This is a genomic window from Aestuariibius insulae, assembly GCF_040783535.2.
In the GTDB taxonomy this organism is placed as follows: domain Bacteria; phylum Pseudomonadota; class Alphaproteobacteria; order Rhodobacterales; family Rhodobacteraceae; genus Aestuariibius; species Aestuariibius insulae.
The window spans coordinates 195692-220128 of sequence record NZ_JBFONW020000001.1 but is presented as its reverse complement, the minus strand read 5'-3'; the positions used below and the strand labels follow the sequence as shown (position 1 = coordinate 220128).

24 protein-coding genes are annotated in these 24437 nt (G+C 59.6%); 10 read left to right on the top strand and 14 right to left on the bottom strand.

Annotated features, from left to right (window positions below):
- Positions 1-9: 9 nt before the first annotated feature.
- From dnaK to radC, 3 genes are all read left to right on the top strand, one after another.
- Positions 10-1935 carry a molecular chaperone DnaK gene (gene dnaK, locus AAD018_RS01095; protein ID WP_367313982.1) on the top strand — a complete coding sequence of 642 codons (1926 nt, stop codon included), beginning with the start codon at positions 10-12 and terminating at the stop codon, positions 1933-1935.
- A gap of 69 nt (positions 1936-2004) precedes the next feature.
- A complete protein-coding gene (gene dnaJ / locus AAD018_RS01090; RefSeq protein ID WP_367313983.1) occupies positions 2005-3153 on the top strand; it encodes a molecular chaperone DnaJ in 1149 nt (382 codons plus the stop codon).
- Positions 3154-3218: 65 nt separating this feature from the next.
- Positions 3219-3974, top strand: coding sequence for a RadC family protein (gene radC, locus AAD018_RS01085; RefSeq protein WP_367313984.1), 756 nt, complete (start codon positions 3219-3221; stop codon positions 3972-3974).
- A 3-nt stretch (positions 3975-3977) separates the two neighbouring features.
- Here radC and AAD018_RS01080 read toward each other — a convergent pair whose 3' ends face one another.
- Positions 3978-4898, bottom strand: coding sequence for a hypothetical protein (locus AAD018_RS01080; protein ID WP_367313985.1), 921 nt, complete (start codon positions 4896-4898; stop codon positions 3978-3980).
- Positions 4899-4999: 101 nt separating this feature from the next.
- Positions 5000-7711: a preprotein translocase subunit SecA gene (gene secA, locus AAD018_RS01075; RefSeq protein WP_367314227.1), complete on the bottom strand. Its 2712-nt coding sequence runs from the start codon at positions 7709-7711 to the stop codon at positions 5000-5002.
- Between the two features lie 203 nt (positions 7712-7914).
- On the opposite strand from secA, the gene AAD018_RS01070 reads away from it, so the two are divergent.
- The 3 genes from AAD018_RS01070 to mutT are packed head-to-tail and all read left to right on the top strand — an operon-like array spanning position 7915 to position 10419.
- Positions 7915-8808: a peptidylprolyl isomerase gene (locus AAD018_RS01070; protein ID WP_367313986.1), complete on the top strand. Its 894-nt coding sequence runs from the start codon at positions 7915-7917 to the stop codon at positions 8806-8808.
- A 1-nt stretch (position 8809) separates the two neighbouring features.
- Positions 8810-10024, top strand: coding sequence for a bifunctional glutamate N-acetyltransferase/amino-acid acetyltransferase ArgJ (gene argJ / locus AAD018_RS01065; RefSeq protein WP_367313987.1), 1215 nt, complete (start codon positions 8810-8812; stop codon positions 10022-10024).
- Positions 10021-10419, top strand: coding sequence for an 8-oxo-dGTP diphosphatase MutT (gene mutT, locus AAD018_RS01060; RefSeq protein ID WP_367313988.1), 399 nt, complete (start codon positions 10021-10023; stop codon positions 10417-10419). The genes argJ and mutT overlap by 4 nt, the downstream gene beginning before the upstream one ends.
- 311 nt (positions 10420-10730) lie before the next feature.
- Here mutT and infB read toward each other — a convergent pair whose 3' ends face one another.
- The 6 genes from infB to pip all read right to left on the bottom strand — a co-directional run bounded on the left by infB (position 10731) and on the right by pip (position 17910).
- Positions 10731-13199 (bottom strand): translation initiation factor IF-2, encoded by a 2469-nt coding sequence (gene infB / locus AAD018_RS01055; protein WP_367313989.1) that lies wholly within the window; start codon positions 13197-13199, stop codon positions 10731-10733.
- Positions 13200-13208: 9 nt separating this feature from the next.
- Positions 13209-13832 carry an RNA-binding protein gene (locus AAD018_RS01050; protein ID WP_367313990.1) on the bottom strand — a complete coding sequence of 208 codons (624 nt, stop codon included), beginning with the start codon at positions 13830-13832 and terminating at the stop codon, positions 13209-13211.
- A 17-nt stretch (positions 13833-13849) separates the two neighbouring features.
- Positions 13850-15466 (bottom strand): transcription termination factor NusA, encoded by a 1617-nt coding sequence (nusA, locus tag AAD018_RS01045; protein ID WP_367313991.1) that lies wholly within the window; start codon positions 15464-15466, stop codon positions 13850-13852.
- On the bottom strand, positions 15466-16047 hold the full coding sequence (rimP, locus tag AAD018_RS01040; protein ID WP_367313992.1) for a ribosome maturation factor RimP: 582 nt from the start codon (positions 16045-16047) through the stop codon (positions 15466-15468). The genes nusA and rimP overlap by 1 nt, the downstream gene beginning before the upstream one ends.
- A gap of 165 nt (positions 16048-16212) precedes the next feature.
- A complete protein-coding gene (locus AAD018_RS01035) occupies positions 16213-16845 on the bottom strand; it encodes a CDGSH iron-sulfur domain-containing protein (protein WP_367313993.1) in 633 nt (210 codons plus the stop codon).
- A gap of 57 nt (positions 16846-16902) precedes the next feature.
- The gene (pip, locus tag AAD018_RS01030) at positions 16903-17910 is read right to left on the bottom strand and encodes a prolyl aminopeptidase (protein WP_367313994.1); all 1008 of its coding nucleotides are present in this window, start codon (positions 17908-17910) and stop codon (positions 16903-16905) included.
- Between the two features lie 46 nt (positions 17911-17956).
- On the opposite strand from pip, the gene ubiG reads away from it, so the two are divergent.
- Positions 17957-18712, top strand: coding sequence for a bifunctional 2-polyprenyl-6-hydroxyphenol methylase/3-demethylubiquinol 3-O-methyltransferase UbiG (gene ubiG, locus AAD018_RS01025; RefSeq protein WP_367313995.1), 756 nt, complete (start codon positions 17957-17959; stop codon positions 18710-18712).
- On the opposite strand, the gene AAD018_RS01020 is transcribed toward ubiG, so the two are convergent.
- From AAD018_RS01020 to AAD018_RS01005, 4 genes are read right to left on the bottom strand one after another with little or no spacing between them, the layout of a single operon-like run.
- Positions 18687-19133: a MarR family winged helix-turn-helix transcriptional regulator gene (locus AAD018_RS01020; RefSeq protein WP_367313996.1), complete on the bottom strand. Its 447-nt coding sequence runs from the start codon at positions 19131-19133 to the stop codon at positions 18687-18689. The genes ubiG and AAD018_RS01020 overlap by 26 nt on opposite strands.
- Positions 19133-19954: a carbon-nitrogen hydrolase family protein gene (locus AAD018_RS01015; protein ID WP_367313997.1), complete on the bottom strand. Its 822-nt coding sequence runs from the start codon at positions 19952-19954 to the stop codon at positions 19133-19135. The genes AAD018_RS01020 and AAD018_RS01015 overlap by 1 nt, the downstream gene beginning before the upstream one ends.
- Positions 19951-20208, bottom strand: a complete 258-nt coding sequence (gene grxC / locus AAD018_RS01010) for a glutaredoxin 3 (protein WP_367313998.1) — start codon at positions 20206-20208, stop codon at positions 19951-19953. The genes AAD018_RS01015 and grxC overlap by 4 nt, the downstream gene beginning before the upstream one ends.
- A 37-nt stretch (positions 20209-20245) precedes the next feature.
- On the bottom strand, positions 20246-20959 hold the full coding sequence (locus AAD018_RS01005) for a ComF family protein (protein WP_367313999.1): 714 nt from the start codon (positions 20957-20959) through the stop codon (positions 20246-20248).
- Here AAD018_RS01005 and AAD018_RS01000 point away from each other — a divergent pair.
- Together AAD018_RS01000 and hemH are read left to right on the top strand one after the other, a co-directional pair.
- Positions 20940-21812, top strand: a complete 873-nt coding sequence (locus AAD018_RS01000) for a methyltransferase domain-containing protein (RefSeq protein ID WP_367314000.1) — start codon at positions 20940-20942, stop codon at positions 21810-21812. The two genes, AAD018_RS01005 and AAD018_RS01000, sit on opposite strands and share 20 nt — an antisense overlap.
- A 50-nt stretch (positions 21813-21862) precedes the next feature.
- Positions 21863-22927 (top strand): ferrochelatase, encoded by a 1065-nt coding sequence (gene hemH / locus AAD018_RS00995; RefSeq protein WP_367314001.1) that lies wholly within the window; start codon positions 21863-21865, stop codon positions 22925-22927.
- A gap of 15 nt (positions 22928-22942) precedes the next feature.
- On the opposite strand, the gene AAD018_RS00990 is transcribed toward hemH, so the two are convergent.
- Positions 22943-23125 carry a hypothetical protein gene (locus AAD018_RS00990; RefSeq protein ID WP_367314002.1) on the bottom strand — a complete coding sequence of 61 codons (183 nt, stop codon included), beginning with the start codon at positions 23123-23125 and terminating at the stop codon, positions 22943-22945.
- A 27-nt stretch (positions 23126-23152) separates the two neighbouring features.
- Entirely contained in the window at positions 23153-23752 is a 600-nt protein-coding gene (locus tag AAD018_RS00985; RefSeq protein WP_367314003.1) for a L,D-transpeptidase, read from the bottom strand.
- Between the two features lie 166 nt (positions 23753-23918).
- On the opposite strand from AAD018_RS00985, the gene dalA reads away from it, so the two are divergent.
- Entirely contained in the window at positions 23919-24425 is a 507-nt protein-coding gene (dalA, locus tag AAD018_RS00980) for a divisome-associated lipoprotein DalA (protein WP_367314004.1), read from the top strand.
- The last annotated feature ends 12 nt before the right edge of the window (positions 24426-24437 follow it).

The following is a 24437-nucleotide window of genomic DNA, read 5'->3' as shown; positions in this document are numbered from 1 at the left end:
GATATGAATATGGCTAAAGTAATCGGTATCGACCTTGGAACGACGAACTCCTGCGTTGCGATCATGGACGGCTCTCAGCCCCGCGTGATCGAGAATGCGGAAGGCGCTCGGACCACGCCGTCGATCGTGGCCTTCACCGATGAGGAACGCCTCGTCGGTCAGCCTGCCAAGCGGCAGGCGGTCACCAACCCTGACAACACAATCTTTGGCGTGAAGCGCCTTGTCGGCCGCCGGTTCGACGATGCGGATCTGGCCAAGGACAAGAAGAACCTTCCGTTCAACGTGGTGAATGGCGGCAACGGAGATGCCTGGGTCGAAGCGAAGGGCGAGAAGTATTCGCCGTCGCAGATCTCGGCTTTTATCCTTGGTAAGATGAAGGAAACCGCCGAGAGCTACCTTGGCGAAGAGGTGACGCAGGCCGTCATCACGGTTCCTGCCTATTTCAACGACGCCCAGCGTCAGGCCACGAAGGATGCGGGCAAGATCGCGGGCCTTGAGGTTCTGCGGATCATCAACGAGCCGACTGCGGCTGCGTTGGCCTATGGCCTCGACAAGAAAGAGACGCAGACGATTGCTGTCTATGACCTTGGCGGCGGTACGTTCGACGTGACGATCCTTGAGATCGACGACGGCCTTTTCGAAGTGAAGTCCACCAACGGGGACACGTTCCTGGGCGGTGAAGATTTCGACATGCGGATCGTCAATTACCTGGCCGGTGAGTTTAAGAAAGAGAATGGCATCGATCTGACGAAGGACAAAATGGCGCTTCAGCGGCTCAAGGAAGCTGCCGAGAAAGCGAAGATCGAACTGTCGAGCTCGTCCCAGACCGAGATCAACCAGCCGTTCATCTCGATGGATCCCAATGGCGGCCAGCCGCTGCACCTCGTCGTCAAACTGACGCGGGCCAAGCTGGAAAGCCTTGTCGGCGATCTGATCAAGCAGTCGATTGCACCCTGTAAGGCCGCGCTGAAGGATGCGGGGCTGTCTGTGGGCGATATCGACGAGGTCGTGCTGGTCGGTGGTATGACGCGGATGCCCAAGGTCATCGAGGAGGTGACCAAGTTCTTCGGCAAGGAGCCGAATAAGGGTGTGAACCCTGACGAGGTCGTCGCGATGGGCGCCGCCATTCAGGCCGGTGTTCTGCAAGGCGACGTCAAGGATGTGGTTCTGCTGGACGTCACTCCGCTGTCGCTGGGGATCGAGACGCTGGGCGGTGTATTCACCCGCCTGATCGACCGGAACACGACGATCCCGACGAAGAAGTCGCAGATCTTCTCGACCGCCGAGGACAACCAGAACGCGGTGACGATCCGCGTCTTCCAGGGTGAACGTGAGATGGCATCGGACAACAAGATGCTGGGTCAGTTCAACCTCGAGGACATCCCGCCTGCCCCACGCGGCATGCCGCAAATTGAAGTGACGTTCGATATCGATGCCAACGGCATCGTGTCGGTCGGCGCGAGCGACAAGGGCACCGGCAAGGAGCAGAAGATCACGATCCAGGCCTCTGGCGGATTGTCCGATGATGACATCGAACAAATGGTCAAGGATGCCGAAGAGAATGCGGAGGCCGACAAGGAGCGCCGCGAGCTGGTCGAGGCGAAGAACCAGGCGGAGAGCCTTATTCATTCGACCGAAAAGTCGATGGAAGAGCATTCCGACAAGGTCGATCCGACCACGATCGAGGCGATCGAACTGGCCATTGCTGCGCTCAAGGACGATCTGGAGACCGAGGATGCCGGCAAGATCAAGTCGGGCATCCAGAACGTGACCGAAAGCGCCATGAAGCTGGGCGAGGCCATCTACAAGTCGAGCCAGGAAGAGGCGGCTGGTGAGCAGCCCGCCCCCGAAGACGGGCCTGGCGGTGTGGATGACGACATCGTGGACGCCGATTTCGAAGATCTCGGCGACGACGAAAACAAGCGCGCGTCGTAAACGCATAACCGCTTGAGAGGCCGGCCCGTCAGACCGGGCCGGCCTTTGCGTTCCGAAAGGTAACGACCGATGTCAAAGCAAGATTACTACGAAACGCTCGGGGTCTCGAAAGGCGCATCTGCCGACGAGATCAAGAAAGCCTATCGCCGAAAGGCGAAGGAGCTTCATCCCGACCGCAACTCCGACAACCCGAATGCCGAAGCCCAGTTCAAGGAAGCCAACGAGGCCTACGAGGTTCTGAAGGACGCTGACAAAAAGGCAGCCTATGACCGCTTTGGCCATGCCGCTTTTGAAGGCGGTATGGGCGGCGCGCGGCAAGGCGCGGGTGGATTTCAGGGTCAGGGCGATTTCGCCTCGGCATTTTCCGATGTGTTCGACGATCTCTTCGGCGATATCATGGGCGGCCAACGTGGCGGCGGCGGACGGCGCGCGGCGCGTGGATCGGATCTGCGCTATAACCTCAGGATCACTCTGGAGGATGCCTATTCTGGTCTTCAGAAGACCATCAATGTGCCGACAGCTGTCAGCTGTACCGCCTGCAATGGGAATGGTGCCGAAGGTGACAGCGAACCGACGACCTGCCCGACCTGTTCGGGTATGGGCAAGGTGCGCGCCCAGCAAGGTTTTTTCACGGTGGAACGGACCTGCCCGACCTGTAACGGCTTGGGTCAGACGATCAAGGATCCCTGCCGGGTCTGCAATGGCGCGGGCCGTGTGGAAAAAGAGAGGGCGCTGAACGTCAATATTCCTGCGGGTGTCGAGACGGGAACGCGGATCCGTCTAGCCGGAGAGGGCGAGGCTGGCGTTCGTGGCGGGCCGACCGGCGATCTTTATATCTTTATCGAGGTTGCGGATCATCCGCTGTTCCAGCGAGATGCCAGCAATATCTATTGCCGCGTCCCCGTCTCGATGGCCGATGCAGCCCTTGGCGGCGATATTGAGGTTCCGACGATTGATGGTGGTCGCAGCCGGGTTAAGATCCCGAGCGGAAGCCAGTCTGGACGTCAGATGCGGTTGCGCAACAAGGGAATGCCTGCGCTGCGCGGAGGATCTACCGGCGACATGTTCATCGAGCTTGCCGTCGAGACGCCGGTGAACCTCACATCGCGGCAGAAAGAGTTGCTGAAGGAGTTCGACCGGCTGTCGGAAGACAACAATCCGGAGAGTTCGAGCTTTTTCAAGTCGGTGAAAAATTTCTGGGATTCGATGAAGGGATAAGCGGTCGGGAGCAATGCTCCCGGTCGTTAACCCTGTGCTAACATTCATCCCGGCACAGTGCCGGAATGAAGCAGACATCCTTCTTTGCCGAGGCTCCTTCGCCGATTATCGCTCCGGACGATGTGTCAGCGGTCACGCCGAAGACGCCGCCGTCCTACATCAGGGATCACCGCGCCCGGCTACGGGAACGGTTTCTAAGCGGCGGCGCGGAGGCTTTGCCGGACTACGAGCTGCTTGAGCTCGTTCTCTTCCGAGCGATCCCGCGACAGGATGTGAAGCCCTTGGCGCGGCAATTATTGGAGGAGTTCGGCGATTATAATGCTGTTCTGACGGCCGCTCCGTCCCGTCTTCTTGCAGTGCCCGGCGTTGGTCAGGCCGTTGTAACGGAGCTCAAGATCGTGGAAGCGGCGGCGGCGCGTCTGGCCCGGGCGCGCGTTCGCAATCAGCATGTCGTTTCAAGTTGGGAGGCATTGCTCGACTATTGCCATACGGTGATGGCGCATCGCGATACTGAGCAGTTCCATATCCTCTTTCTGAATCGGAAGAACGTTCTGATCATGGACGAGGCGCAGGCACGGGGGACGGTCGATCATGTGCCTGTCTATCCGCGCGAAGTGATCAAGCGCGCGCTGGAGCTGAATGCGTCGGCGCTGATCCTTGTGCATAATCATCCGTCGGGCGATCCAACACCATCGGAGGCAGATATAAGGGTGACCCGCGAGATCGAGGTCGCAGCGCAAACCCTTGGGATCGCGTTGCACGATCACCTGATTATCGGGCGATGCTGCGAATTGAGTTTCCGGTCGGAAGGTTTGCTTTAGACGTCAGATATCCGTCAGCATCCGCTTGAGGATCAGGTTCTCGCCGATAAAGTCGCAGTCGGGCATCGTGACATTAAGCAAACGACGCTCGAGCCCTTCGGTCTGTCCGGCCTGAAAAGCCTGAACGGCGATGGAGTGTCCGCAATTCCGCTCGGTCACGCGGGCCTCGACGGTGAGGCGGACATCGCTTTGAGCCAGGGGAAGCGTGTATATCTCGGCCTGGTATCCGGCTTTGAGGCTTGCATCGCCGAGACGGGTGATGAAGCCACCCGTTCCGTCCATGGCAACTACAGCATCCCGAGGCGCTTCGGCCCTGACATGGCCATCCTGCCAGTAGCCTGCACCGTTTTCCAACGCGTGAAGGCCAACCTCGCGGTGGCCCTGCCATTGCAGAACGACACGGTGGAAATCCGAAAATTCCGGCACATGGGCGGTGGCCATGGCCCCTTCACCACTTTCGAAAGCGGTGATGAAGAGCGCATCTTCCGCCAAAGCAGGCACTTCGAGAGCGACGCGCCCTTTGGTATCCGTGACCGCCGAAAATACCATGCCCTGATGGTGGACCGTCAGCTCTGTTTGAGGGCGGCATGGCGCCTCGACCGAGAGATAGACCAAAGCTGCGGCCTGGACACTTGCCGTAGAGCGGATCGCGCAGTCACGGCCAATCGACATTTCGGTTCCGTCAAGCTGGGTCGAGTAGGCCGCGACAATGGCGGGTCTGTCCAGATCGGACTGACCGATGACATCGACGCCATTCACCGATGCGACCTGAGCCACACCAGCCTGATCGATGGATGCCCAAAGCGCGCTTTCATCCGCATTGTAGCGAGAGCCTGTAATGCTCTCATTCTGCATGATGAAGCCAATTGCGGCAGCGACACCGAACGTGCCCAAAACAGTGGATACCTGTCTCAACCGAACCATGACTCAGCACTCTCCCCCACAGCAACCTCCCTACATTGGGAGGGCAAACTGGCAGCCTGTTGGCCTGCCTAAGGAAGCTTTCTGTTAGGAATGCGGCGGATTTACGCCAATTTGCCGTGACAGTGTTTAAACTTCTTGCCAGACCCGCATGGGCATGGATCGTTCCGTCCCGGTTTTCCCCAAGTCGATGGATCTTCCTCGTCGAAGCCTTCTAGAGCCAGCTCGGGATTCGGCCTAGGCGATTCTGCGAGATCCGATGCCGATGCCGCAGCGTCATTTGCCTGACGCTGCCGCTCTTCGAGATCGGCGATAAGCCGCTCCTGCTCTTCCTTGGACATCGGACGGATGCGGGCGAGTTTCTGGGTCACTTCCAAACGCAGGCTGTCGAGCATGATCTCGAACAGCTGGAAGCTCTCGTTCTTGTATTCGTTCAAGGGATCGCGCTGTGCGTAGCCCCGGAAGCCAACGACGGATCGCAGATGTTCGAGCGTTAGAAGATGCTCTTGCCACTTGTTGCCGATCGTCTCAAGCAGGAGCTGCTTTTCGATCGTCCGCATCGTCTCGTTGCCGAAGGCTTCAGCCTTTTCGGCCATGTAGTCGTCAGAGGCTTTCTCGAGCCGCTCGCGGATGTCAGCGTCGTCGACGCCTTCTTCGTCGGCCCATTCGACCACTGGCACATCGAGGCCGAGCGTCTCGCGCACCTGCGTTTGCAGACCCTCGACATCCCATTGATCCGCGTAGGAGCGCGGCGGCATATGTTCCGTCACAAGATCGTCGATCACCTGATGGCGCATGTCGGCGATGATCTCGTTCAGGTCCTCGGCTTCCATGATCTCGCGACGCTGGCCGAAGATGACCTTGCGCTGGTCGTTCATGACGTCGTCGAACTTGAGGAGCTGCTTGCGGATATCGAAGTTGCGCCCCTCGACCTTGGCTTGGGCTTTCTCGAGGCTCTTATTCACCCAAGGGTGCACGATAGCCTCGCCTTCCTGCATACCGAGGGTCGACAGCACCTTATCGAGCCGTTCGGAGCCGAAGATCCGCATCAGATCGTCTTCGAGGCTGAGGAAGAAAGAGGACTGACCGGGGTCGCCCTGACGGCCCGACCGGCCGCGGAGCTGGTTGTCGATCCGGCGGCTTTCGTGACGTTCGGTGGCCAGAACGAAGAGACCCCCGGCGGCAAGGACTTTTTGCTTTTCGTCCGCATGCTCGGCCTCGATGCGCTTGCGCGTCTCTTCGGGATCGGCGTCGGGGTCGGCCGTCAGCGCTTCGAGCACCTTCATTTCGACATTGCCACCAAGCTGAATGTCGGTGCCCCGCCCTGCCATGTTCGTCGCGATGGTCACCGCACCGAGCTTGCCTGCATCGGCGATGATCTCGGCCTCTTTCTCGTGCTGGCGCGCGTTCAGGACGTTGTGCGGGATACCGGCGGCTTTGAGCAGGCCGGAGAGGAACTCTGATTTTTCGATGGATGTCGTGCCGACGAGGATCGGCTGTCCTGTCTCGTGTGCGGCCTGAATTTCCTCGATGATGCCGTCGAATTTTTCCTTGGTGGTCCGATAAACAGCATCGTCCTTGTCGATGCGCGCGACCTCCCGGTTCGTCGGGATTTCGACCACGCCGAGACCGTAGATCTCGGCAAATTCCTCGGCTTCCGTAAGGGCCGTTCCGGTCATCCCCGCAAGCTTGTCGTAGAGGCGGAAGTAGTTCTGGAAGGTAACGGACGCGAGCGTGACGTTTTCGGGCTGGATCGGGACGCCCTCCTTGGCTTCGATCGCCTGATGAAGACCGTTCGAAAGGCGGCGACCGTACATCATACGGCCTGTAAACTCATCGATCAAAACGACCTTGTCGTCGCGGACAATGTAATCCTTGTCGCGGGTCAGAAGCTTATGCGCACGCAAGCCCTGATTGACATGGTGAACGATTGTTGTGCTTTCAGGGTCGTACATCGTCTGCCCCTCAGGAAGCACGCCCTGACGCGATAGCTCCTCCTCGAGAAATTCGTTGCCTTCATCCGTAAGGCTGATGCCCTGGTTCTTCTCGTCGATCTCGAAATGCTCGTCCTCGAGAGATGGGATGACCTTGTCGACCGTGATGTAGAGCTCGCTGCGATCCTCGGCCGGGCCGGAGATGATCAGGGGCGTCCGCGCCTCGTCGATCAGGATCGAATCGACCTCATCGATGATTGCGTAGTTGTGGCCGCGCTGATGCATCTGCGACAGCTCTGCCTTGCGGTTGTCACGCAGGTAGTCAAAGCCCAGCTCGTTATTGGTCGCATAGGTGATGTCGGCCTGATAAGCGTCGCGCTTTTCATCTTCGCTGCCATCGGAAAGGAGCGAGGCGCAGGTCAGCCCGAGGGCCGCATAGACCTTGCCCATCCACTCGGAATCGCGCTTGGCGAGGTAGTCGTTCACGGTGACGATATGAACGCCTTTACCGGTCAGGGCATTGAGGTAGGCGGGAAATGTCGCAACGAGGGTCTTGCCTTCGCCGGTGCGCATTTCGGCGATATTTCCCTGATGGAGAAAAATCCCGCCCATAAGCTGCACATCGAAGGCCCTGAGGCCGAGCGCCCGCCGCGCGCCTTCTCGGCAATTGGCAAAGGCCTCGACCAGCAGATCATCGAGGCTCTCGCCTTTCATGGCACGCTGGGCCAGTTCTTCGGTCTTGTCTTTCAGACCGTCGTCGCTGAGCGCTTCAAACTGGGGCTCCAACGCGTTGATCTTCTCGATGATAGGGCGGGTGGCCCGGATCTTGCGGTCGTTTGGCGATCCAAAGACCTTCTTCGCAATTGTTCCGATACCCAATATTCCGTCTCCGCTCTTCGCGATCATGTCAAACTGTGGGGAGGTCGCTTGCCCGTCCTGGCTCTGTCGCCTAGATCAAAGGCCAAGACTTGCCCGCTCAGGGCCTCTGAGGCGATGTAAGGGTCGCCTGCACCACTGTCAACGTCGGCCGCGGGCCGGTGCAATCATAACGTTGCGATCTCTCGTCGCTTGCCAAAGGACCCTCCATGATCCGTATTTCTTCCCTTCTTGCCGGCACGGCGCTGGCCCTTTCTTTTGCGTCGGCCTCTTTCGCCCAAGACGCGGCACCAGAGACGGCTGAGACCGTTGAGCCGGTCGAACTGACAGATGCGACGGCAGATACGGTCGTGGCGACCGTGAACGGGACCGATATCACTTTGGGCCATATGATCATCACGCGCGCGCAGCTGCCGGGTCAGTACCAGCAGCTTCCCCCCGACGTTCTGTTCGAGGGGATCCTCGATCAGCTCGTCCAGCAGACGCTTCTGGCCGAAACGCTCGAAGAGGATCCGCGCCGCGTCGAGCTGGCAATGGAGAACGAGGTACGATCGCTTCGGGCTGGAGAGGTCATTACCGGTCTGACCGAAACCGCGATCACCGATGAAACGGTCCAAGACGCCTATGATGCGCGTTTTGCCGAGACCGAGCCGGTAACCGAATACAATGCGTCGCATATCCTTGTGGAGACTGAGGAAGAGGCGACAGATCTGATTGCCCGCCTGACCGACGGGGCCGATTTTGCCGAGCTTGCCATGGAGGCTTCGACCGGGCCGTCTGGACCCAACGGGGGAGAGCTGGGTTGGTTCGGCCCTGGCATGATGGTCGCGCCCTTCGAGGAGGCCGTGGTCGAAATGGAGGTCGATCAAATCTCGGAGCCGGTTCAGACCCAGTTCGGCTGGCATGTCATCAAGTTGAACGAGACACGTCTGCAGGAGGCACCGCCTCTGGAGCAGCTTCGCCCCGAAATCGAAGGCGAGCTGCAGCAGCAGGCGATCGAGGATCGCGTGGCAGAGCTGACCGAGGGTGCCGAAATCGTTCGCCCGGAAGGACAGAACATTGATCCGGCGCTTTTGTCGGATCTCACATTGCTAAATCCTTGAGATGAAGCGATCTCCGCTTGCTCCGGATACCTTTCCGGAGCTGCCCGCTTTGCCCGGCCTGCGGTTTGCGACAGCCGCGACCGGCCTGCGCTACCAGGGCCGGGACGATCTGATGCTGGCCGTTCTGCCGGAAGGGACCGCCGTTGCGGGGGTCTTCACGCGATCCTCCACCCGGGCTGCGCCGGTTCTGGACTGCCAAAGCAAGATCCTTGGCCCGTCGCAGGGGGCCGCCGCTTTTCTTGTGAATGCAGGCAATGCCAACGCATTTACTGGACGGAACGGGACAAAGGCGGTCGAAGCCATCGTCTCGCGTCTGTCCGAAGTTGCGGATGTCCCGGAGACGCGCATTTTCACGGCTTCGACCGGGGTGATCGGAGAGGCGTTGGATCATGCGGCGATCACGCATCACATGAGTGATCTGGTCGAACGACTTGACGATAGTCATGTCGACGCGGCTGCGGCTGCGATCATGACGACCGATACCTTCGCCAAGGGCGCGACCCGCCAGGTTGCTATCGGAGACCAGACCGTGACGATCACGGGGATCGCGAAGGGGTCGGGCATGATCGCCCCCGATATGGCGACGATGCTGGTCTTTCTGTTCACTGACGCCAAGATCGGGCGGGCGGATCTTCAGAACCTCGTTTCGGCCCTGAACCAGCGCACATTCAACTGCATCACAGTGGATAGCGACACGTCGACGTCGGACACCTTGCTGATTGCGGCGACGGGTACATCCGGAGTGGATGTGACGGACAGCGTCGGATTCTCCTCGGCTTTGCATGATGTGATGATCGATCTTGCCCATCAGGTCGTTCGTGATGGCGAAGGCGCCTCGAAGTTTGTCGAAATTACCGTCACAGGCGCTCATTCCGACGCCGATGCCAGAACGATCGGGCTTTCCGTTGCCAATTCCCCTTTGGTCAAGACGGCGATTGCGGGGGAGGATCCCAACTGGGGCCGGATCGTCATGGCCGTGGGGAAATCCGGCGCTTTGGCGGATCGCGACCGGCTGTCGATCAAGTTCGGGGATGTTCTAGTTGCCCGTGAAGGATGGGTCGCACCTGACTACCGTGAAGAGGACGGTGTTGCGGAGATGAAGAAGACCGACATTCGGATCGGCATCGATCTGGGTCTGGGCGGTGGGAATGCGACGGTTTGGACCTGCGATCTGACCCATGGGTATATCGACATCAACGCGGATTACCGCTCTTGAAAGTTGTTCTGGTCTCAGCGGTTGCTTTGATCGACGTGGACGGCCGGGTTTTGTTGGCCCAGCGCCCCGATGGCAAGGATATGGCCGGTTTATGGGAGTTTCCGGGCGGCAAGGTCGAAGATGGCGAAAGTCCAGAGACGGCCTTGATTCGCGAATTGCAGGAAGAGCTGGGCATCGATACGTGGGAAAGTTGTCTCGCCCCCCTCACCTTCGCCAGCCATAGTTATCCCGACTTTCACCTTTTAATGCCGCTTTTTGCTTGCCGAAAATGGAACGGCACACCGCGATCTGTCGAAAACCAGGCGTTGAAATGGGTCAAAGCGTCGGATCTGAGTGAATATCCTATGCCACCAGCGGATATTCCACTCATTCCGATCCTCAGGGACTGGCTTTGACGACACAAAGTTGCGTAAAATTGTAGCAACCATGTAATTTTTTTGTATTTTTTGTGGTCAAGAGCAGTTTCTTAACTATCCTGATCTCATAAGTGTCAAAACGGGGAGAGGATTTGACATGTTGAGAACCATCACACTTGGAAGTTGTGTGTCAGTACAAGGTTTGTTGGTTAAAACTCTGGAGAACGGAAAAATGGTCGTTCAGGTCGGTAAGCAGACCTTTACGGGATCTCCGATCAACTGTTCTTAAGACATGAAAAAGGGCCCTTATGGGCCCCTTTTTATTTTTCGAAGAGGTCAGCGCTGACTTGTTAATCGAGCGTCCGCTCGACTTCCTCGCGTTCGAAGATCTCAATCACATCGCCAGCCCGAACATCGTCGTAGTTCTCGAATGCCATGCCGCATTCCTGACCTGACTGCACTTCTGGCACCTCGTCCTTGAAACGCTTGAGCGTCTTGAGGGTCCCCTCGTGGATGACGACGTTATCGCGCAGCAATCGCACGCCCGCGGACCGGCGGGCCACGCCTTCGGTCACAAGACATCCAGCGACCTTACCAACATTGGAGACCTTGAAGACCTCCTTGATCTCGGCGTAGCCGATGAAGTTCTCGCGAACCTCTGCCGACAGAAGACCCGATGCCGCGGCTTTCACGTCATCCACAAGATCGTAGATGACCGAATAGTAGCGGATCTCGACGCCCTTCTGGTTTGCCGTGTTTCGTGCCGTTGCGTTGGCCCGAACGTTGAACCCGAAAACCGGCGCATTCGACGCTTCCGCCAAGCCGATATCACTTTCGGTAATCGCGCCCACACCGGAATGCAGGACACGCACACGAACCTCGTCATTGCCAATTTTCTCCATCGCCTGAACGATAGCTTCGGCCGAGCCTTGCACATCCGCCTTGACGACAATCGGCATCTCGCTGACGTCTTCGTCCGCCTTGGCGTTGGCCATCAGTTGCTCGAGCGTGGTGGCGGCGCCTGCTGCAGCGCGCTTTTCCTTGGCTGCGTTGGCGCGGTACTCTGCGATTTCGCGCGCCTGAGCCTCGGTTTCGACCACATTCAGAACGTCGCCCGCCTCGGGCGTGCCATTGAGGCCGAGCACCTCGACGGGAACCGATGGGCCGGCTTCCTTGACGCGCTGACCCTGGTCGTTCTCCATTGCGCGGACCTTGCCCCATTGTTCGCCGACGACGAAGATATCGCCTTGGCGGAGGGTGCCGTTCTGCACGAGAACCGTTGCGACCGGGCCGCGACCCACATCGAGCTGGGCCTCGATCACGGCGCCGGATGCAGAGCGATCAGGATTGGCCGTCAGCTCGAGAAGCTCTGACTGAAGCGAGATAGCTTCGAGAAGATCGTCAAGACCGTCGCCTTTGACGGCAGACACTTCGACGTCCTGAACTTCGCCCGACATTTTCTCGACGATCACTTCATGCTGAAGCAGATCCGTCCGAACCTTGTCAGGGTTGGCAGCGGGTACGTCGATCTTGTTGATCGCGACGATCATGGGAACTTCGGCGGCCTTCGCGTGATTGATTGCCTCGATGGTCTGAGGCATCACGGCGTCATCGGCTGCTACGACAAGCACAACGATGTCGGTCACTTGCGCGCCCCGCGCCCGCATGGACGTGAATGCCGCGTGGCCGGGTGTGTCGAGGAAAGTGAGAGCCTTGCCATCCTGATCGACCTGATAGGCGCCGATATGCTGGGTGATCCCGCCGGCTTCTCCCTGAACGACACGCGCATTGCGGATCGCATCGAGAAGCGACGTCTTGCCGTGATCGACATGGCCCATGATCGTGATGACGGGCGCGCGGGGCTTCAGCTCGTCTGCCGAATCCTCTTCCTGCTGGATGACGTCCTCCACATCCGCATCGGAGACGCGGACGACTTTATGGCCAAACTCTTCGATGATGAGCTCTGCGGTATCGGCGTCGATGGTCTGGGTCTGGGTCGCCATGATGCCGCTTTGCATCAGCGATTTCACAACATCGGCGACGCGTTCGGACATGCGGTTCGCCAGCTCGGACACCATGATGGCTTCCGGCAGTCTCACCTCGCGCATGACCTTCTCGCGCTCAACCGGGCCGCCCATAGCCTTTTGGCGGGCGCGCTCCTGCTTGCGCTTCATCGCGGCGAGCGACTTTTGGCGTCCACCCTCGCCGCCGCGCAACGCTTGGTTCACGGTCAGCTTGCCTGACCGACGGCTGTCGTCGCGACTCTTGCCCTTTTGTTCGCGCCGCGGCTCTTCCCGCGTGGTTTTGCGCGCTGCGGGAGCCGCGCTTTTCACGCGACCGTCTTCAGCGGGAGCAGCCGGAGCTGCGGCGGCGGCGCGCGCCGCTTCGGCAGCGGCCTTCTGGCGTGCATCCTCTTCGGCCTTGGCCTTGAGTGCTTCTTCGCGCTCGCGCTCTTCGCGTTCCTTGGCTTCCGCTTCTTCGCGGCGGCGCTCGCGCTCTTCGGCGCGGGCCTTTTCTTCGGCCGCGCGCTTTTCAGCGTCCTCGGCTTCGCGGGCCTTTGCAGCCTGAAGCGCCTTCAGTCGGCGGTCCATCTCGGCATCGGTGATACCTGCGGGCCTACGCGATGGATCACCACCACCCACAGCGTTTCCGCCGGGTCCCTTGCCTCCGCCAGCCGCACCCGGCTTGGGAACGACAACGCGCTTGCGCTTCGTTTCAACCACGACATTTTTGGTCCGGCCATGACTAAAGCTCTGCTTTACGTTCCCCGGACGGGAGCCGCGCAGACCAAGTGTTTTTTTGCCGTCACTATCGCTCATAAAGCTCGTCTATCCTTTCGTGGAGGCCCCATCGCCTTCACCATTTCGTCGCAAACCGCGTAGTTTCGCGGCTTCCTCTACAACACGATTACCGAGTCCACCAGCGGCAAGCGCTGCATGTACCACAGAATGCCGCCCGAACGCCAAGCCCAATTCGGCCTGGGTCAGACAGTCGAAATATCGGGCCCCTTCCGGGGTCCAGAGTTTGGCCTTTCCGCGCTCTGACGCGTCGCTGGCCTGAAGTAAAACGCGGACCCGTTCGCCGCCCGCCAGCCAGCCCTTTACTTTTTCGAAGCCCGTGACCGCACGCCCCGACTTGCGGGACAGCGATATCAGATCGATGACACGTCGGGCCACCTGCCGCTCGACCTCTGCCGCGAGGTTTTCGGGAACCTTCACCGGCATTTTGGCCGCGCGGGCAAAGAGCTTTTTCTGGACCGCCTTGTCCAGAGCCGCCTTGTCAGACGCAACATAGATACCCCGGCCCGGCAGTTTTCCCAAGATATCCGGCACGACTTCATTGTCAGGACCGATCACGAACCGGAGAAGGGCGTCCTTGGGTCCGCTTTCTCCGCTCGCGATACAGCGTCTCTCCGGTTCACTCCGGTCTTTGTCTCGGCCGCCGCGGGTCATGGCGCGCTCCCTGGCGCTCAGGCTTCCGCTTCCTCCGGCTCGCCTTCCTCTTCCGCCTGATCGGCTACCAGATCATCGGGATCGACCCAGCCAAGCATAACGCGGGCGGTCATCACCATGTCCTGAGCTTCCTCGAGCGAGACATCGAACGGTTCGAGCACGCCGTCATCCTTGACGCGTTCACCTTCGACTGTCGTCCAGCCACCGGCCAGCTCCCAGTCGGCGCAAGTCGCGAAGTCTTCCAGCGTTTTCACACCATCCTCGGCCAGCGCTTGAACCATTTGGGGTGTCAGACCCTCGAATTCAACCAGACTATCCTCGACACCCAACTCGCGGGCTTTCTCGAGAGCGGCCTTGTTCTGCGCTTCGATATGATCGCGGGCACGGGCCTGCAATTCGCCCGCCGTTGCTTCATCCACACCGTCGATGACGAGCAGTTCCTCGACTTCGACATAAGCGACCTCTTCGAGGTTCGTGAACCCTTCGGAGACGAGAAGCTGGGCAAAGAATTCGTCCAGATCGAGCGTGTCCATGAAGAGCTTCGTACGCTCTTCGAACTCGGCCTGACGACGCTGGCTTTCCTGCTCTTCGGTCATGATGTCGATATCGAGACCGGTGAGCTGGCTAGCCAGACGGACGTTCTGACCACGACGACCGATGGCGAGCGACAGTTGCTCTTCGGGGACGACGACTTCGATCCGCTCGGCGTCCTCGTCCAGAACAACCTTGCTGACTTCAGCAGGCTGAAGCGCGTTAACGAGGAAGGTCGGCATATCCTCGTTCCAGGGAATGATGTCGATCTTTTCGCCCTGAAGTTCGTTAACGACGGCCTGCACCCGGCTACCGCGCATACCGACACAAGCGCCGACGGGATCAATTGAGGAGTCGTAGGAGATGACAGCAATCTTCGCTCGGCTGCCCGGGTCGCGGGCAACGGCCTTGATCTCGATCACGCCGTCATAGATCTCGGGCACTTCCATCTCGAAGAGCTTGGCCATGAACTCCGGCGCGGTGCGCGACAGGAAGATCTGCGGTCCACGCACTTCGCGGCGGACATCCTTGATGTAGCAGCGGATCCGGTCGTTCGGGCGGTAGCTTTCGCGGCCGATCTTCTCGGTCCGGCGCAGAACGGCCTCGGGTGTCGTACCCAGATCAACCACGACGTTGCCGTATTCCTCGCGCTTGACAAGCGCGTTGACGATGGTTCCGGCGCGGTCCTTGAACTCTTCGAACTGGCGGTCGCGTTCAGCTTCGCGGACCTTCTGGAGGATGACCTGCTTGGCCGATTGCGCGGCGATCCGGCCCATTTCGACCGGAGGAACTTCCTCGACGAAGGTGTCGCCGATTTCGGGGTTCTCCATATACTGCTTGGCCTGATCGACGGTGAACTCGGCCTGATAATTCTCGAGCTCTTCCTCGTCGACGACCGTGCGGACACGGGTAAAGGTCGCCTTGCCGGTTTTGCGATCGATGCTGACGCGGATGTCCATTTCGGCGCCGTAGCGGCTTTTCGCGGCGCGGGCGAGGCTCTCTTCCATGGCCTCGACCACGAGGCCCGGATCGATCATCTTCTCGCGCGCCACGGCCTCGGCCGTCTGCAAGAGCTCAAGCTGGTTTGCTGACGTAATCGCCATCAGGTCTTCTCCTCTTCGGGACCATCCACGATGGTCTGAATCTCATCGAATTGCGTCTCGTCCACCTGCCCCGCATCCTTGCGGGTCTTCAAAACATCGCGGATCAGGTCGTCAGTCAGAACGAGCTTTGCATCGCTCAGCCACTCGAACTTGAGCCCAATCGTGCCTTCCTCGATCTCGATCAGAACCTCGTCGTTCTCGGTCCCGGCCAGCACGCCCTTGAAGCGGCGGCGCCCCTCGATCATCTCGTCGGTTTCGATCTTGGCGACGTAGCCCTCCCACTGCTCGAAATCCTTGAGCCGGGTCAACGGCCGGTCGATCCCGGGGCTGGAGACCTCGAGCGTGTAGGCGTCCAGGATCGGATCCTCGACATCCATAAGCGCCGAGATGGCAGTCGAAATCTCGCCGCATTCGTCGACTTCGATCTGACCGTCGGGACGTTGCACCATGATCTGCAGCGTCGTCGACTTGCCCGACATCAGACGCACGCGCACCAGTTCAAACCCCATCCCCTCGATCAGAGGCTGGATGATTTCGGTGATCCGGCGGTCGATGGCTGCCTTGGCGATGAGGTCCGACATGATGCCTTTCAAGCACAAAAAAACGGGCGCGCGGCCCGTTCGAAGATCCGGTGGAGTATCAGGTTTGGACCCCGACGCGCCGCTGTTGAAAGCGATATAGGCCCCTCTCGGCGGCGATGCAAGCCCAAGGAAAGCGACCTTGGACCCGATCGCGCCAGCAGGCAGTCAATCGTCGTCCGACCACTTCTCGTTATGGTGTGTTCCGTCGCAAAACGGCTTCATTCCAGAAAGGCCGCAACGGCACAGAACATATTTGTCCTTCGTCGCGCCCTTTGCATCAAGCGGCGCATCGATCCAGGCGCCCGTGATCCAGTAAGGGCCGTCCTTTTCGACATGGACGGTCACGCGGTCCGGGATCAGATGGCCCTGATCCTCCATCTGGAGCGCGCCGGAGGGGCAAGCCCGGATCACGGCGGGCAGTTTGGTATCCTCTGCCTTGTCCGGCTTGATCCACGGAGCCTCGCCAGTTGTGAATGCCTCGGGCGCAAGCTTTACGCACTGTGCTGCATGCGAACATAAGCGCGCATTGTAGAGAACCGTCTGATCCGATCCTTCATAGCTGCGCAGCTTGTCCTTTCCGGAAGGTTCATTCTCGGTCCGGCTCTTGAAGCCGGTCTTGCGGTGGGTTCCGTCGCAGAAGGGTTTGGTCGAGGACCGGCCGCACCGACAGAGGCTCATCGTCTCTTTGATCTCGACCGGCTTTCCATCGGTTCCGATCATGCCGGTGGCGTTGTGGACCAGAATGGGGCCGTCTTCTTTTTCCTCGATCCGAGGAGATGCGTTGGCTGGATCGGTCATCGAATGCTCCTTGGGACCTGTCTCGCTACAGGCCCAACACTCGAAACCTTTCTTGGTTCAGCGACCGGTGCCGGCCTGGATCGAGGATCCGGGTGTGCGCCGCGCGAATTTGTCCATGGCGGAGACAAGCTCGGCACTGATCCCAGGCTCTGACAGGGCGTGACCGGCGCGGGTCACCATTCTGAGGCGGGCGGCAGGCCAGGCCTGCGCCAGCTTATAGGCCGATTCCGGCGGGCAGATCATGTCGTAACGGCCTTGAACGATCACGCCAGGAATGTGTTCGATTCGACTCATGTTCTTGAGGATGTGGCCGTCGCAGTCGAGAAAACCGCCGTTGCGGAAATAGTGATTCTCGAGCCGGGCGAAGGCGCGAGCGTAGTCAGCAGGGCTTTCGGCGGAGCCTCCTCCGCTGTCGATGGACGCCAAAGCGTTCTCCCACGCAGCCCAGGCTCGGGCATAGCGCGTCTCGAGCATCAGATCGCCCGAGAACAGGCGATGTGCATAGGCCCCGATCAGGTCGCCCCGTTCATCAGGCGGAATGAGCGAGGTGAACCGCGTCCACAGCTCGGGCCAGAAGCGTCCGGCACCGCCGGAATAGAACCAATCAAGCTCTGCCTTCGTCATCAGGAAGACGCCGCGCAGGATGATCGCCTGAACGTGGTCGGGATGAGTCTGCGCGTAGATGAGCGCAAGTGTCGCACCCCAGCTACCGCCGAAAACCATCCAATCGTCGATCCCGAACGTTTCGCGAATCAATTCGATGTCACGCACGAGGTGCCAGGTCGTGTTGTTGTCGACACTGGCATGGGGACGCGAGCGACCGCACCCGCGCTGATCGAACAGGATGATCCGGTAGAGATTCGGATCGAAATAGCGGCGCATTGCAGGGCTACAGCCGCCTCCGGGCCCGCCATGGAGCACGATGACAGGGATACCGTCGCGATTTCCGCATTGCTCGACGTAAACGCGGTGGCCGTCGCCGACGTCCAGCATCCGCTGATCGAACGGATCAATGGGCGGGTATAGATACTGACCCGCGCCTTTTTGCCCTGCGCTTCTGTCCATAGGAGATCTATATAGAAGAGGAATGATCCCCGCCACGGAGAAACAGATGTCATTCGACACAACAGTCGATCAATCGGAAGTTGCCAAGTTCGAAGCCATGGCGGCGGAGTGGTGGGATCCGGATGGCAAGTTCAAGCCGCTGCATATGCTCAATCCCTGCCGGCTGGACTACATCACGCGCCAAATCTCGACGGAGTTCGACAGGCCGCTTGGGCAGGACATGCCGTTCAAAGGATTGCGGATCCTCGATATCGGATGCGGTGGCGGTCTGTTGTGCGAGCCGATGGCACGGCTTGGTGCGGAGGTTGTTGGCGCCGATGCGGCGGCGGGGAATATTCCTGTGGCGCAGATCCATGCGGAACAATCCGGGCTCGAGATCGACTACAGGCACACGACGGCGGAGGATCTTGCCGAAGCGGGAGAGCTGTTCGACGTCGTTCTGAACATGGAAGTCGTGGAACACGTGAGCGACCCGCTCTCCTATCTTACTGCTTGTTCCGCGCTGCTTAGGCCCGGAGGGCTACATGTCTGCTCCACGCTCAACCGCAATCCGAAGAGCTATGTCGTTGCGATCATCGGGGCTGAGCAGGTCATGCGCTGGCTGCCGAAGGGGACGCATGAATGGTCCAAGTTCATTACGCCCGATGAGCTTTATGATCTTTTGGAGAAGGCCGGGCTCGATCCTGTGGATCGCAAGGGGTTCGTCTTTAATCCGCTGACCTGGTCATGGCGGCTGTCGGACCGGGATCTAAGCGTGAATTACGTCACAGCAAGTCTTAAGCCGGATCCTCGCCCAACCTAAGGCGCAGCTCTCGCAGGACAGGAAGGGTCACGCGGACCCGGTCGCTCCCAAGGGCCTTGATTGTGGTGTCGAAGAGCGGAGAGATCGCGGAAACGGCGGCATCCCGGGCGGCCCGGCCCGACGGGCTGATCGTCACCAGCTTTCTGCGGGCATCGTCCCAGTCAGGCCGCACATGGATATAGCCCTGCCGTTCCATCCGGTTGAGTGTGTTGGTCATGGCGCCGCGTGTCAGGTGAAATGCGCGAGCCAGCTGCGCTGGCGTTCGTTCCTCGCCGCGATGAGCGAGGTGGTTGAGCAGCGTAAAATGCGAGAGCTCCATCCCCTTTGGCAGCGCCTTCGACAGACGGTCGCGCGCCAGTTGATCTATTGTCAGGATCTCGCTGAAAAGAGAGATGGCCAGATTGACGTCGCTCTCTGCCATCAGGGTCCCTCGAAATCGCGGTCATGACTGAGAGACGGGATCCTTTGGCGGGCCTTATCAACTTCGGAGAGATCGAGATCGACAATCGTCAGCCTCGGTTCGGTTCCGGCATCGCTGATGATCTCGCCCCACGGATTGACGACGAGGCTGTGTCCATAGGTCTGACGAGATTTCCCGCGGGTCGCCGGATGTGTTCCGACCTGAGCGGCGGCAACGATGAAACACCCCGTCTCGATCGCGCGGGCGCGCAGCAGCGTATGCCAATGCGCCTCTCCCGTAACCGCCGAGAAGGCGGCGGGCACCAGCAGAACCGTCGCTCCGGCCTGGGCCAAGGCCCTGTAGAGCTGAGGAAACCTCAAGTCATAGCAAATCGACAGGCCGATCTTGGCCTCCTCGACAGGTACCATGACAGCACGATCTCCGGCGGTGTAGGCGTCGGACTCGCGGTAGGTTTCGTCAGGCGAGATTTCGACGTCGAACATATGGATCTTGTCGTAGCGTGCGATCACTTCTCCACGAGGATCGATCATGAAGGATCGGTTCACGAAGCGATCCCCGGATTTCAGCGCAAGCGAGCCGATCGATAGCCAGATCCCCAGAGAGCGAGCGAGGCCGCACAGCTCTTCAAGATGGCGATCTTCACCTTCGGTCTGCAGCACGGCTGTTTGATGTGTCCGGCTGGTCGACACGCAATTCGTGACCTCCGGTGTCGCAATGAAGCGCGCGCCCTTTGAGGCGCCGTGGCGGATGAGCGCGATCGTTCTTGCTAGATTCTCCCCCGGATTGTCCGAGGAGGTCAGCTGAAGAAGGCCAATTCTCACGCCGCTAGAAGACCATCGAGTTTGCCGGCCCGTTCGAGCGCGTAAAGATCGTCATATCCGCCCACATGCGTCTCACCAATAAAGATCTGCGGCACAGTGCGTTTGCCACCCGCACGCTCGATCATCTTGGGCTTTTGCGCGGGGTCCGCCAGGACGTCGATCTCTGAAAAACTGACCCCCTTCTGCGTCAGGAGGCGTTTGGCCGCGTGACAGAATCCGCACAGCGGGGAGGTGTAGATCTCCACAGGGTTCATTGAGACGTCCTTTCGAAGCTTGCGGTCTTCCTCTTATCTAGGGGGGCGAAGCGACGCGGGCCAGTGTCAGAATGCAGACATCTTCGGCCCCGGCGTCCTGCAAAGCTTTTGTGGCGACGGCAAGCGTCGCGCCGGAGGTCATCACATCGTCCACAAGCAGGACGGACTGTCCTGCTACAACGGCGCCATAGGCGAGATGCGCCTCGATCGCGCCATCGAGTGCGGCAAAACGCGCGTCCCGGCTGTGTCCATCGAGCATTCTTGTGCGTTTGGGTCTGATGAGAGCGCGAGGATGGTAGGTCAGGCCGCTTTGGCGGGCGACCTCTTGCGCAAGAACCGCCGCTTGATTGTAGCGGCGCGAGATCCGCCTGCTCCAATGGCTGGGCACGGGCACGACAACCATGTTCGAGTTCAGCAAATCACGGCCTGACGACAGCATCCAGCGTGCGGCGGGCGCTGCGAGATCTAGCCGGTCGCCGTGTTTGAGAGACAGGACAAGCTTTCGGCCGATCCCTGAATAGAGCAACGCCGCCCTGCCCGCTTTCCAGGGCCGCTCCAGCGTCATGCACGCATCGCAGCACAGATCCGGCGTTCCCTCGCCCATTAGAGGGACACCGCACAGATTGCAGATCGCACCTGCGATGAATGTCGTCTCTGCCCAGCAGTCGGAGCACAGGGCGAAATCCTCTTCCGTGAAGGCATCACAGGAGAGACATTGCGGCGGATAGACCATGCGTACGACGCTTTGCATTGGCGTGCGATCCTTCTACATCAGCCACATGTCCACGCAGCCCCCCCTGTTTGACCAAACCAGGCTTGAGCGGAACCGGCAGTCCGCAACCGAGATGTTCCTGCAGGAACGGGCGGCGGATGGTATTCAGGAAAGACTGGCCGAGGTTAACAGGACGTTTACCGCGCCTGCGATTGTTACGCCTTTTCCCCAGCTTTGGAGGGGCCGCCTTGAGAACGTTCTCTGCGTTCCGCCGTCTGACCTGCTATCGCTGGGAGAAAGGCAGCACGATCTGGTCGTACATTCCCTATCGCTTCACGCTGCGAATGATCCGGTTGGCCAGCTTGTGCAGGCGCGTCTTGCCTTGAAACCCGACGGATTGATGATTGCCACAACCTTCGGCGGACAGACGCTGCATGAACTGCGGGCAAGCCTCGCAGAAGCCGAGATTGCGCTGACAGGCGGGCTGTCCCCGCGCGTCTCTCCGATGGCGGATATCCGGGAATTTGGCGGGCTGTTGCAGCGCGCGGGCTTCACCCTTCCTGTGGCGGATCGAGATCGGTTTGATGTGCAGTATCGGGATCTGCGCCACCTGCTGCGGGATCTCAAGGCGATGGGCGAAGGCAACGCGCAAACCGCGCGACAAAAAACCATCGCACCGAAAGATCTGTTTTCGCTGGCCGAGCGTATCTATAGGGATCGTTTCAGTGATGGCGCAGAGACCCTGACGGCCACATTCGAGATGATTACGTTGACGGGATGGGCCCCGGCGCCGGATCAGCCAGTTGCATTGCGGCCCGGTTCGGCCAGTCATCGACTGGCGGAAGCGCTGAACACGACAGAGGTCGCCATCGCGCCGGATGGACTTAAATAAGACAGATCGCCCTTTAGAAGCGGGGCGATGAGACAGACCGAGGACGATAGATGTTTGATGCCAGCCTGCAGCCCGCACGCGTACCCGTCCATGCGGAGGAAGATCATCCTAAGATCAAACCGGCCCGCGTCGGGATCCTCGTAGCAAATCTCGGAACCCCCGATGGGACCGATTATTGGTCCATGCGCCGCTATCTGGGAGAGTTCCTGTCGGACCGGCGGGTCATCGACTATTCCCCATGGCTCTGGCAGCCGCTGCTGCAGCTGATCATCCTGAGCAAGCGTCCTTTCAGCTCGGGGGCGGCCTATAAGTCGATCTGGAACGAGGAGGCGGATGAGAGTCCGCTGATGACGATCACCAAGGAGCAGACGACCGGGATCCGGGACAGGATGCATAACCGCTATGGCGATCAGGTCATGGTGGATTTCTGCATGCGCTATGGCAATCCATCGACCAAATCCAAGATCCGCGAGATGGTAGAGGCCGGATGCCGTAAGATCCTGTTTTTCCCGCTATATCCCCATTACGCGGGTGCGACCTCGGCTACGGCGAACGACCAGTTCTTTCGCGTCTTGATGGAGGAAAAGTGGCAGCCCGCGGCTCGTATCGTGGAGCCTTACTTTGACCGGCCCTCCTATATCGAAGCGCTCGCCCAATCGATCGAGCGGGCCTATGCGAAGCTGGAGAAACGCCCCGATATACTCGTCTGCTCGTATCATGGCGTGCCAAAGCGATATCTGCTCGAGGGTGATCCCTACCATTGCCAATGTCAAAAGACGACGCGGCTGCTGAAAGAGCGGCTGGGCTGGCAGGATACCGAGATCAAGACGACGTTTCAGTCACGGTTCGGACCTGAAGAGTGGCTGAAGCCCTATACGGTCGAAGAGGTTGCGCGGCTTGCTGAAGACGGCAAAAAGAACATCGCCGTTTGTGCGCCCGCCTTTTCTGCCGACTGCATCGAAACGCTCGAAGAGATCAACGAGGAGATCAAGGAGAGCTTTGAAGAGGCGGGCGGCGAGCACTTCACCTACATCCCCTGCCTCAACGCCGATGCGGAGCATCTGGATGCTTTGTCCGAGATCATCGAGGAAAACCTGAAAGGCTGGCTCGACTAAGCCAGCTTTTGCGCGTCAGCTTGATCCGCTTGCGACGAGTAATAGCAGAAGAACCGGAAGAACGAAGGTGGCCGCCGATGGGCCGACCGGCGGCGGCGTGTCTTCGACCACGATCGGCGGGGCGGCCTGAGTGACCTCCTGAGACATTGCGGGCATTGCCGCTCCGATCAGGAAGGTCGCGAGAACGAGTTTCTTCATCATGCCCCCAAGAGCGGTGGATCTGGCTTAGATCAATAGGACCTGAGCACCGTTCCGGGTCAATGCGTAAAGTTCGGCGATATGCTCGTTATAAAGACCGATGCAGCCGTTCGATGACCGACGGCCGATCTTGCGCGTGTCATGCGTTCCGTGGATTCGGTAGTACTTCCAGCTTAGGTAGAGGGCATGAGTGCCAAGCGGATTGTCGGGACCTGGGCCAATGAAATCGGGCCATTCGGGGTTCCGCCGCTTCATCGCTGGTGTCGGTGCCCAGGAGGGGCCTTCGACCTTACGAATAACGGAAGTGCGGCCGCGTCGGGTCAGATCCTCGGTCAGTGGGACCGAGGTCGGGTAAAGCTTGTAGATCGACTGATCCTCCGACCAGTAGTGCAGCGCACGTGACTGGATATCGACCAGCAGCGCGCCGCCCCGCAAAGAGGAGAAATACGGCCGCCAGTCCAGCGTCCGGAAGCTGGAGATGTTACGCCGCTGGCTGTTCGAGAGATCGCCCTCGAACTCTGTCGTGTTTGCGGTCTGCGCGATCGTGCCGGTTCCAAGACTGGCAGCGGCGGTTGCGGTGGCAAGAAAGCCACGGCGGCTGAGCGATTGTGGCGTTTTGCGGTCCATTTTTGCCTCCTGGGCGGGACGAATCGTCGACTTCGTAATTTAGGGACCAGATAGCGCAGGCACAAATCAAAGTCCCGTTAAGACATTGGGGCCAAAAAGACTGCGTTTGATGTGCAACTGCGAAATCGCTATGTCGGTTGCAGCTTTTTTGACAGACAGGACGCAGATGCTTCGTTTTCCCTTTATAATTGCGACATTAGCGATTCTTCTCTCAGCTTGTACCACGACGCCTGCCGGTGTGTCCGGCGGCGGAGAGACGTCGCGGATCTACCAGATCGACCGGCGGGATACCGCGGAGATCCAGTTCCGGATGCTCGATGGCGTGAATGCGCTTAGGTCGGCCTCGGGTCGCGCGCCGCTTGAGTTGGACGCGAACCTGAACGCGGCAGCGGCGACCCATTCGCGCGACATGGCGGTGCAGAACCGGCCTTGGCATTTCGGATCGGACGGGTCTTCGCCCATTGATCGGGCGCGCCGCGTTGGATATCAGGGTCAGCTTTTGGGCGAGAATATCTCGGAGACCTACGAGACCGAGCTGGAGACGCTTGCCGCCTGGATGGAGCTGCGCGAGACACGAGATGTCGTGCTTGCGCCTGATGCCCGGAAGATGGGGTTTGCCTGGTTTCAGGAAGACGGCGGAAAGATCTGGTGGACCTTGGTCACCGGGACCTAAGCCGCAATTCGT

Excerpts from the sequence above, each read along its gene's own strand:
- argJ (WP_367313987.1), top strand. The coding sequence starts at position 8,810 with ATGAAGCGATCTCCGCTTGCTCCGGATACCTTTCCGGAGCTGCCCGCT.
- AAD018_RS01080 (WP_367313985.1), bottom strand. The coding sequence starts at position 4,898 with ATGGTTCGGTTGAGACAGGTATCCACTGTTTTGGGCACGTTCGGTGTC.
- nusA (WP_367313991.1), bottom strand. The coding sequence starts at position 15,466 with ATGGCGATTACGTCAGCAAACCAGCTTGAGCTCTTGCAGACGGCCGAG.
- dnaJ (WP_367313983.1), top strand. The coding sequence starts at position 2,005 with ATGTCAAAGCAAGATTACTACGAAACGCTCGGGGTCTCGAAAGGCGCA.
- hemH (WP_367314001.1), top strand. The coding sequence starts at position 21,863 with ATGTTTGATGCCAGCCTGCAGCCCGCACGCGTACCCGTCCATGCGGAG.
- rimP (WP_367313992.1), bottom strand. The coding sequence starts at position 16,047 with ATGTCGGACCTCATCGCCAAGGCAGCCATCGACCGCCGGATCACCGAA.
- AAD018_RS01070 (WP_367313986.1), top strand. The coding sequence starts at position 7,915 with ATGATCCGTATTTCTTCCCTTCTTGCCGGCACGGCGCTGGCCCTTTCT.
- pip (WP_367313994.1), bottom strand. The coding sequence starts at position 17,910 with ATGGACAGAAGCGCAGGGCAAAAAGGCGCGGGTCAGTATCTATACCCG.
- dnaK (WP_367313982.1), top strand. The coding sequence starts at position 10 with ATGGCTAAAGTAATCGGTATCGACCTTGGAACGACGAACTCCTGCGTT.
- AAD018_RS00990 (WP_367314002.1), bottom strand. The coding sequence starts at position 23,125 with ATGAAGAAACTCGTTCTCGCGACCTTCCTGATCGGAGCGGCAATGCCC.
- AAD018_RS01035 (WP_367313993.1), bottom strand. The coding sequence starts at position 16,845 with ATGACCGATCCAGCCAACGCATCTCCTCGGATCGAGGAAAAAGAAGAC.
- ubiG (WP_367313995.1), top strand. The coding sequence starts at position 17,957 with ATGTCATTCGACACAACAGTCGATCAATCGGAAGTTGCCAAGTTCGAA.
- AAD018_RS01050 (WP_367313990.1), bottom strand. The coding sequence starts at position 13,832 with ATGACCCGCGGCGGCCGAGACAAAGACCGGAGTGAACCGGAGAGACGC.
- AAD018_RS01020 (WP_367313996.1), bottom strand. The coding sequence starts at position 19,133 with ATGGCAGAGAGCGACGTCAATCTGGCCATCTCTCTTTTCAGCGAGATC.
- infB (WP_367313989.1), bottom strand. The coding sequence starts at position 13,199 with ATGAGCGATAGTGACGGCAAAAAAACACTTGGTCTGCGCGGCTCCCGT.
- AAD018_RS01005 (WP_367313999.1), bottom strand. The coding sequence starts at position 20,959 with ATGCAAAGCGTCGTACGCATGGTCTATCCGCCGCAATGTCTCTCCTGT.
- dalA (WP_367314004.1), top strand. The coding sequence starts at position 23,919 with ATGCTTCGTTTTCCCTTTATAATTGCGACATTAGCGATTCTTCTCTCA.
- radC (WP_367313984.1), top strand. The coding sequence starts at position 3,219 with ATGAAGCAGACATCCTTCTTTGCCGAGGCTCCTTCGCCGATTATCGCT.
- AAD018_RS00985 (WP_367314003.1), bottom strand. The coding sequence starts at position 23,752 with ATGGACCGCAAAACGCCACAATCGCTCAGCCGCCGTGGCTTTCTTGCC.
- grxC (WP_367313998.1), bottom strand. The coding sequence starts at position 20,208 with ATGAACCCTGTGGAGATCTACACCTCCCCGCTGTGCGGATTCTGTCAC.
- AAD018_RS01000 (WP_367314000.1), top strand. The coding sequence starts at position 20,940 with ATGCGTACGACGCTTTGCATTGGCGTGCGATCCTTCTACATCAGCCAC.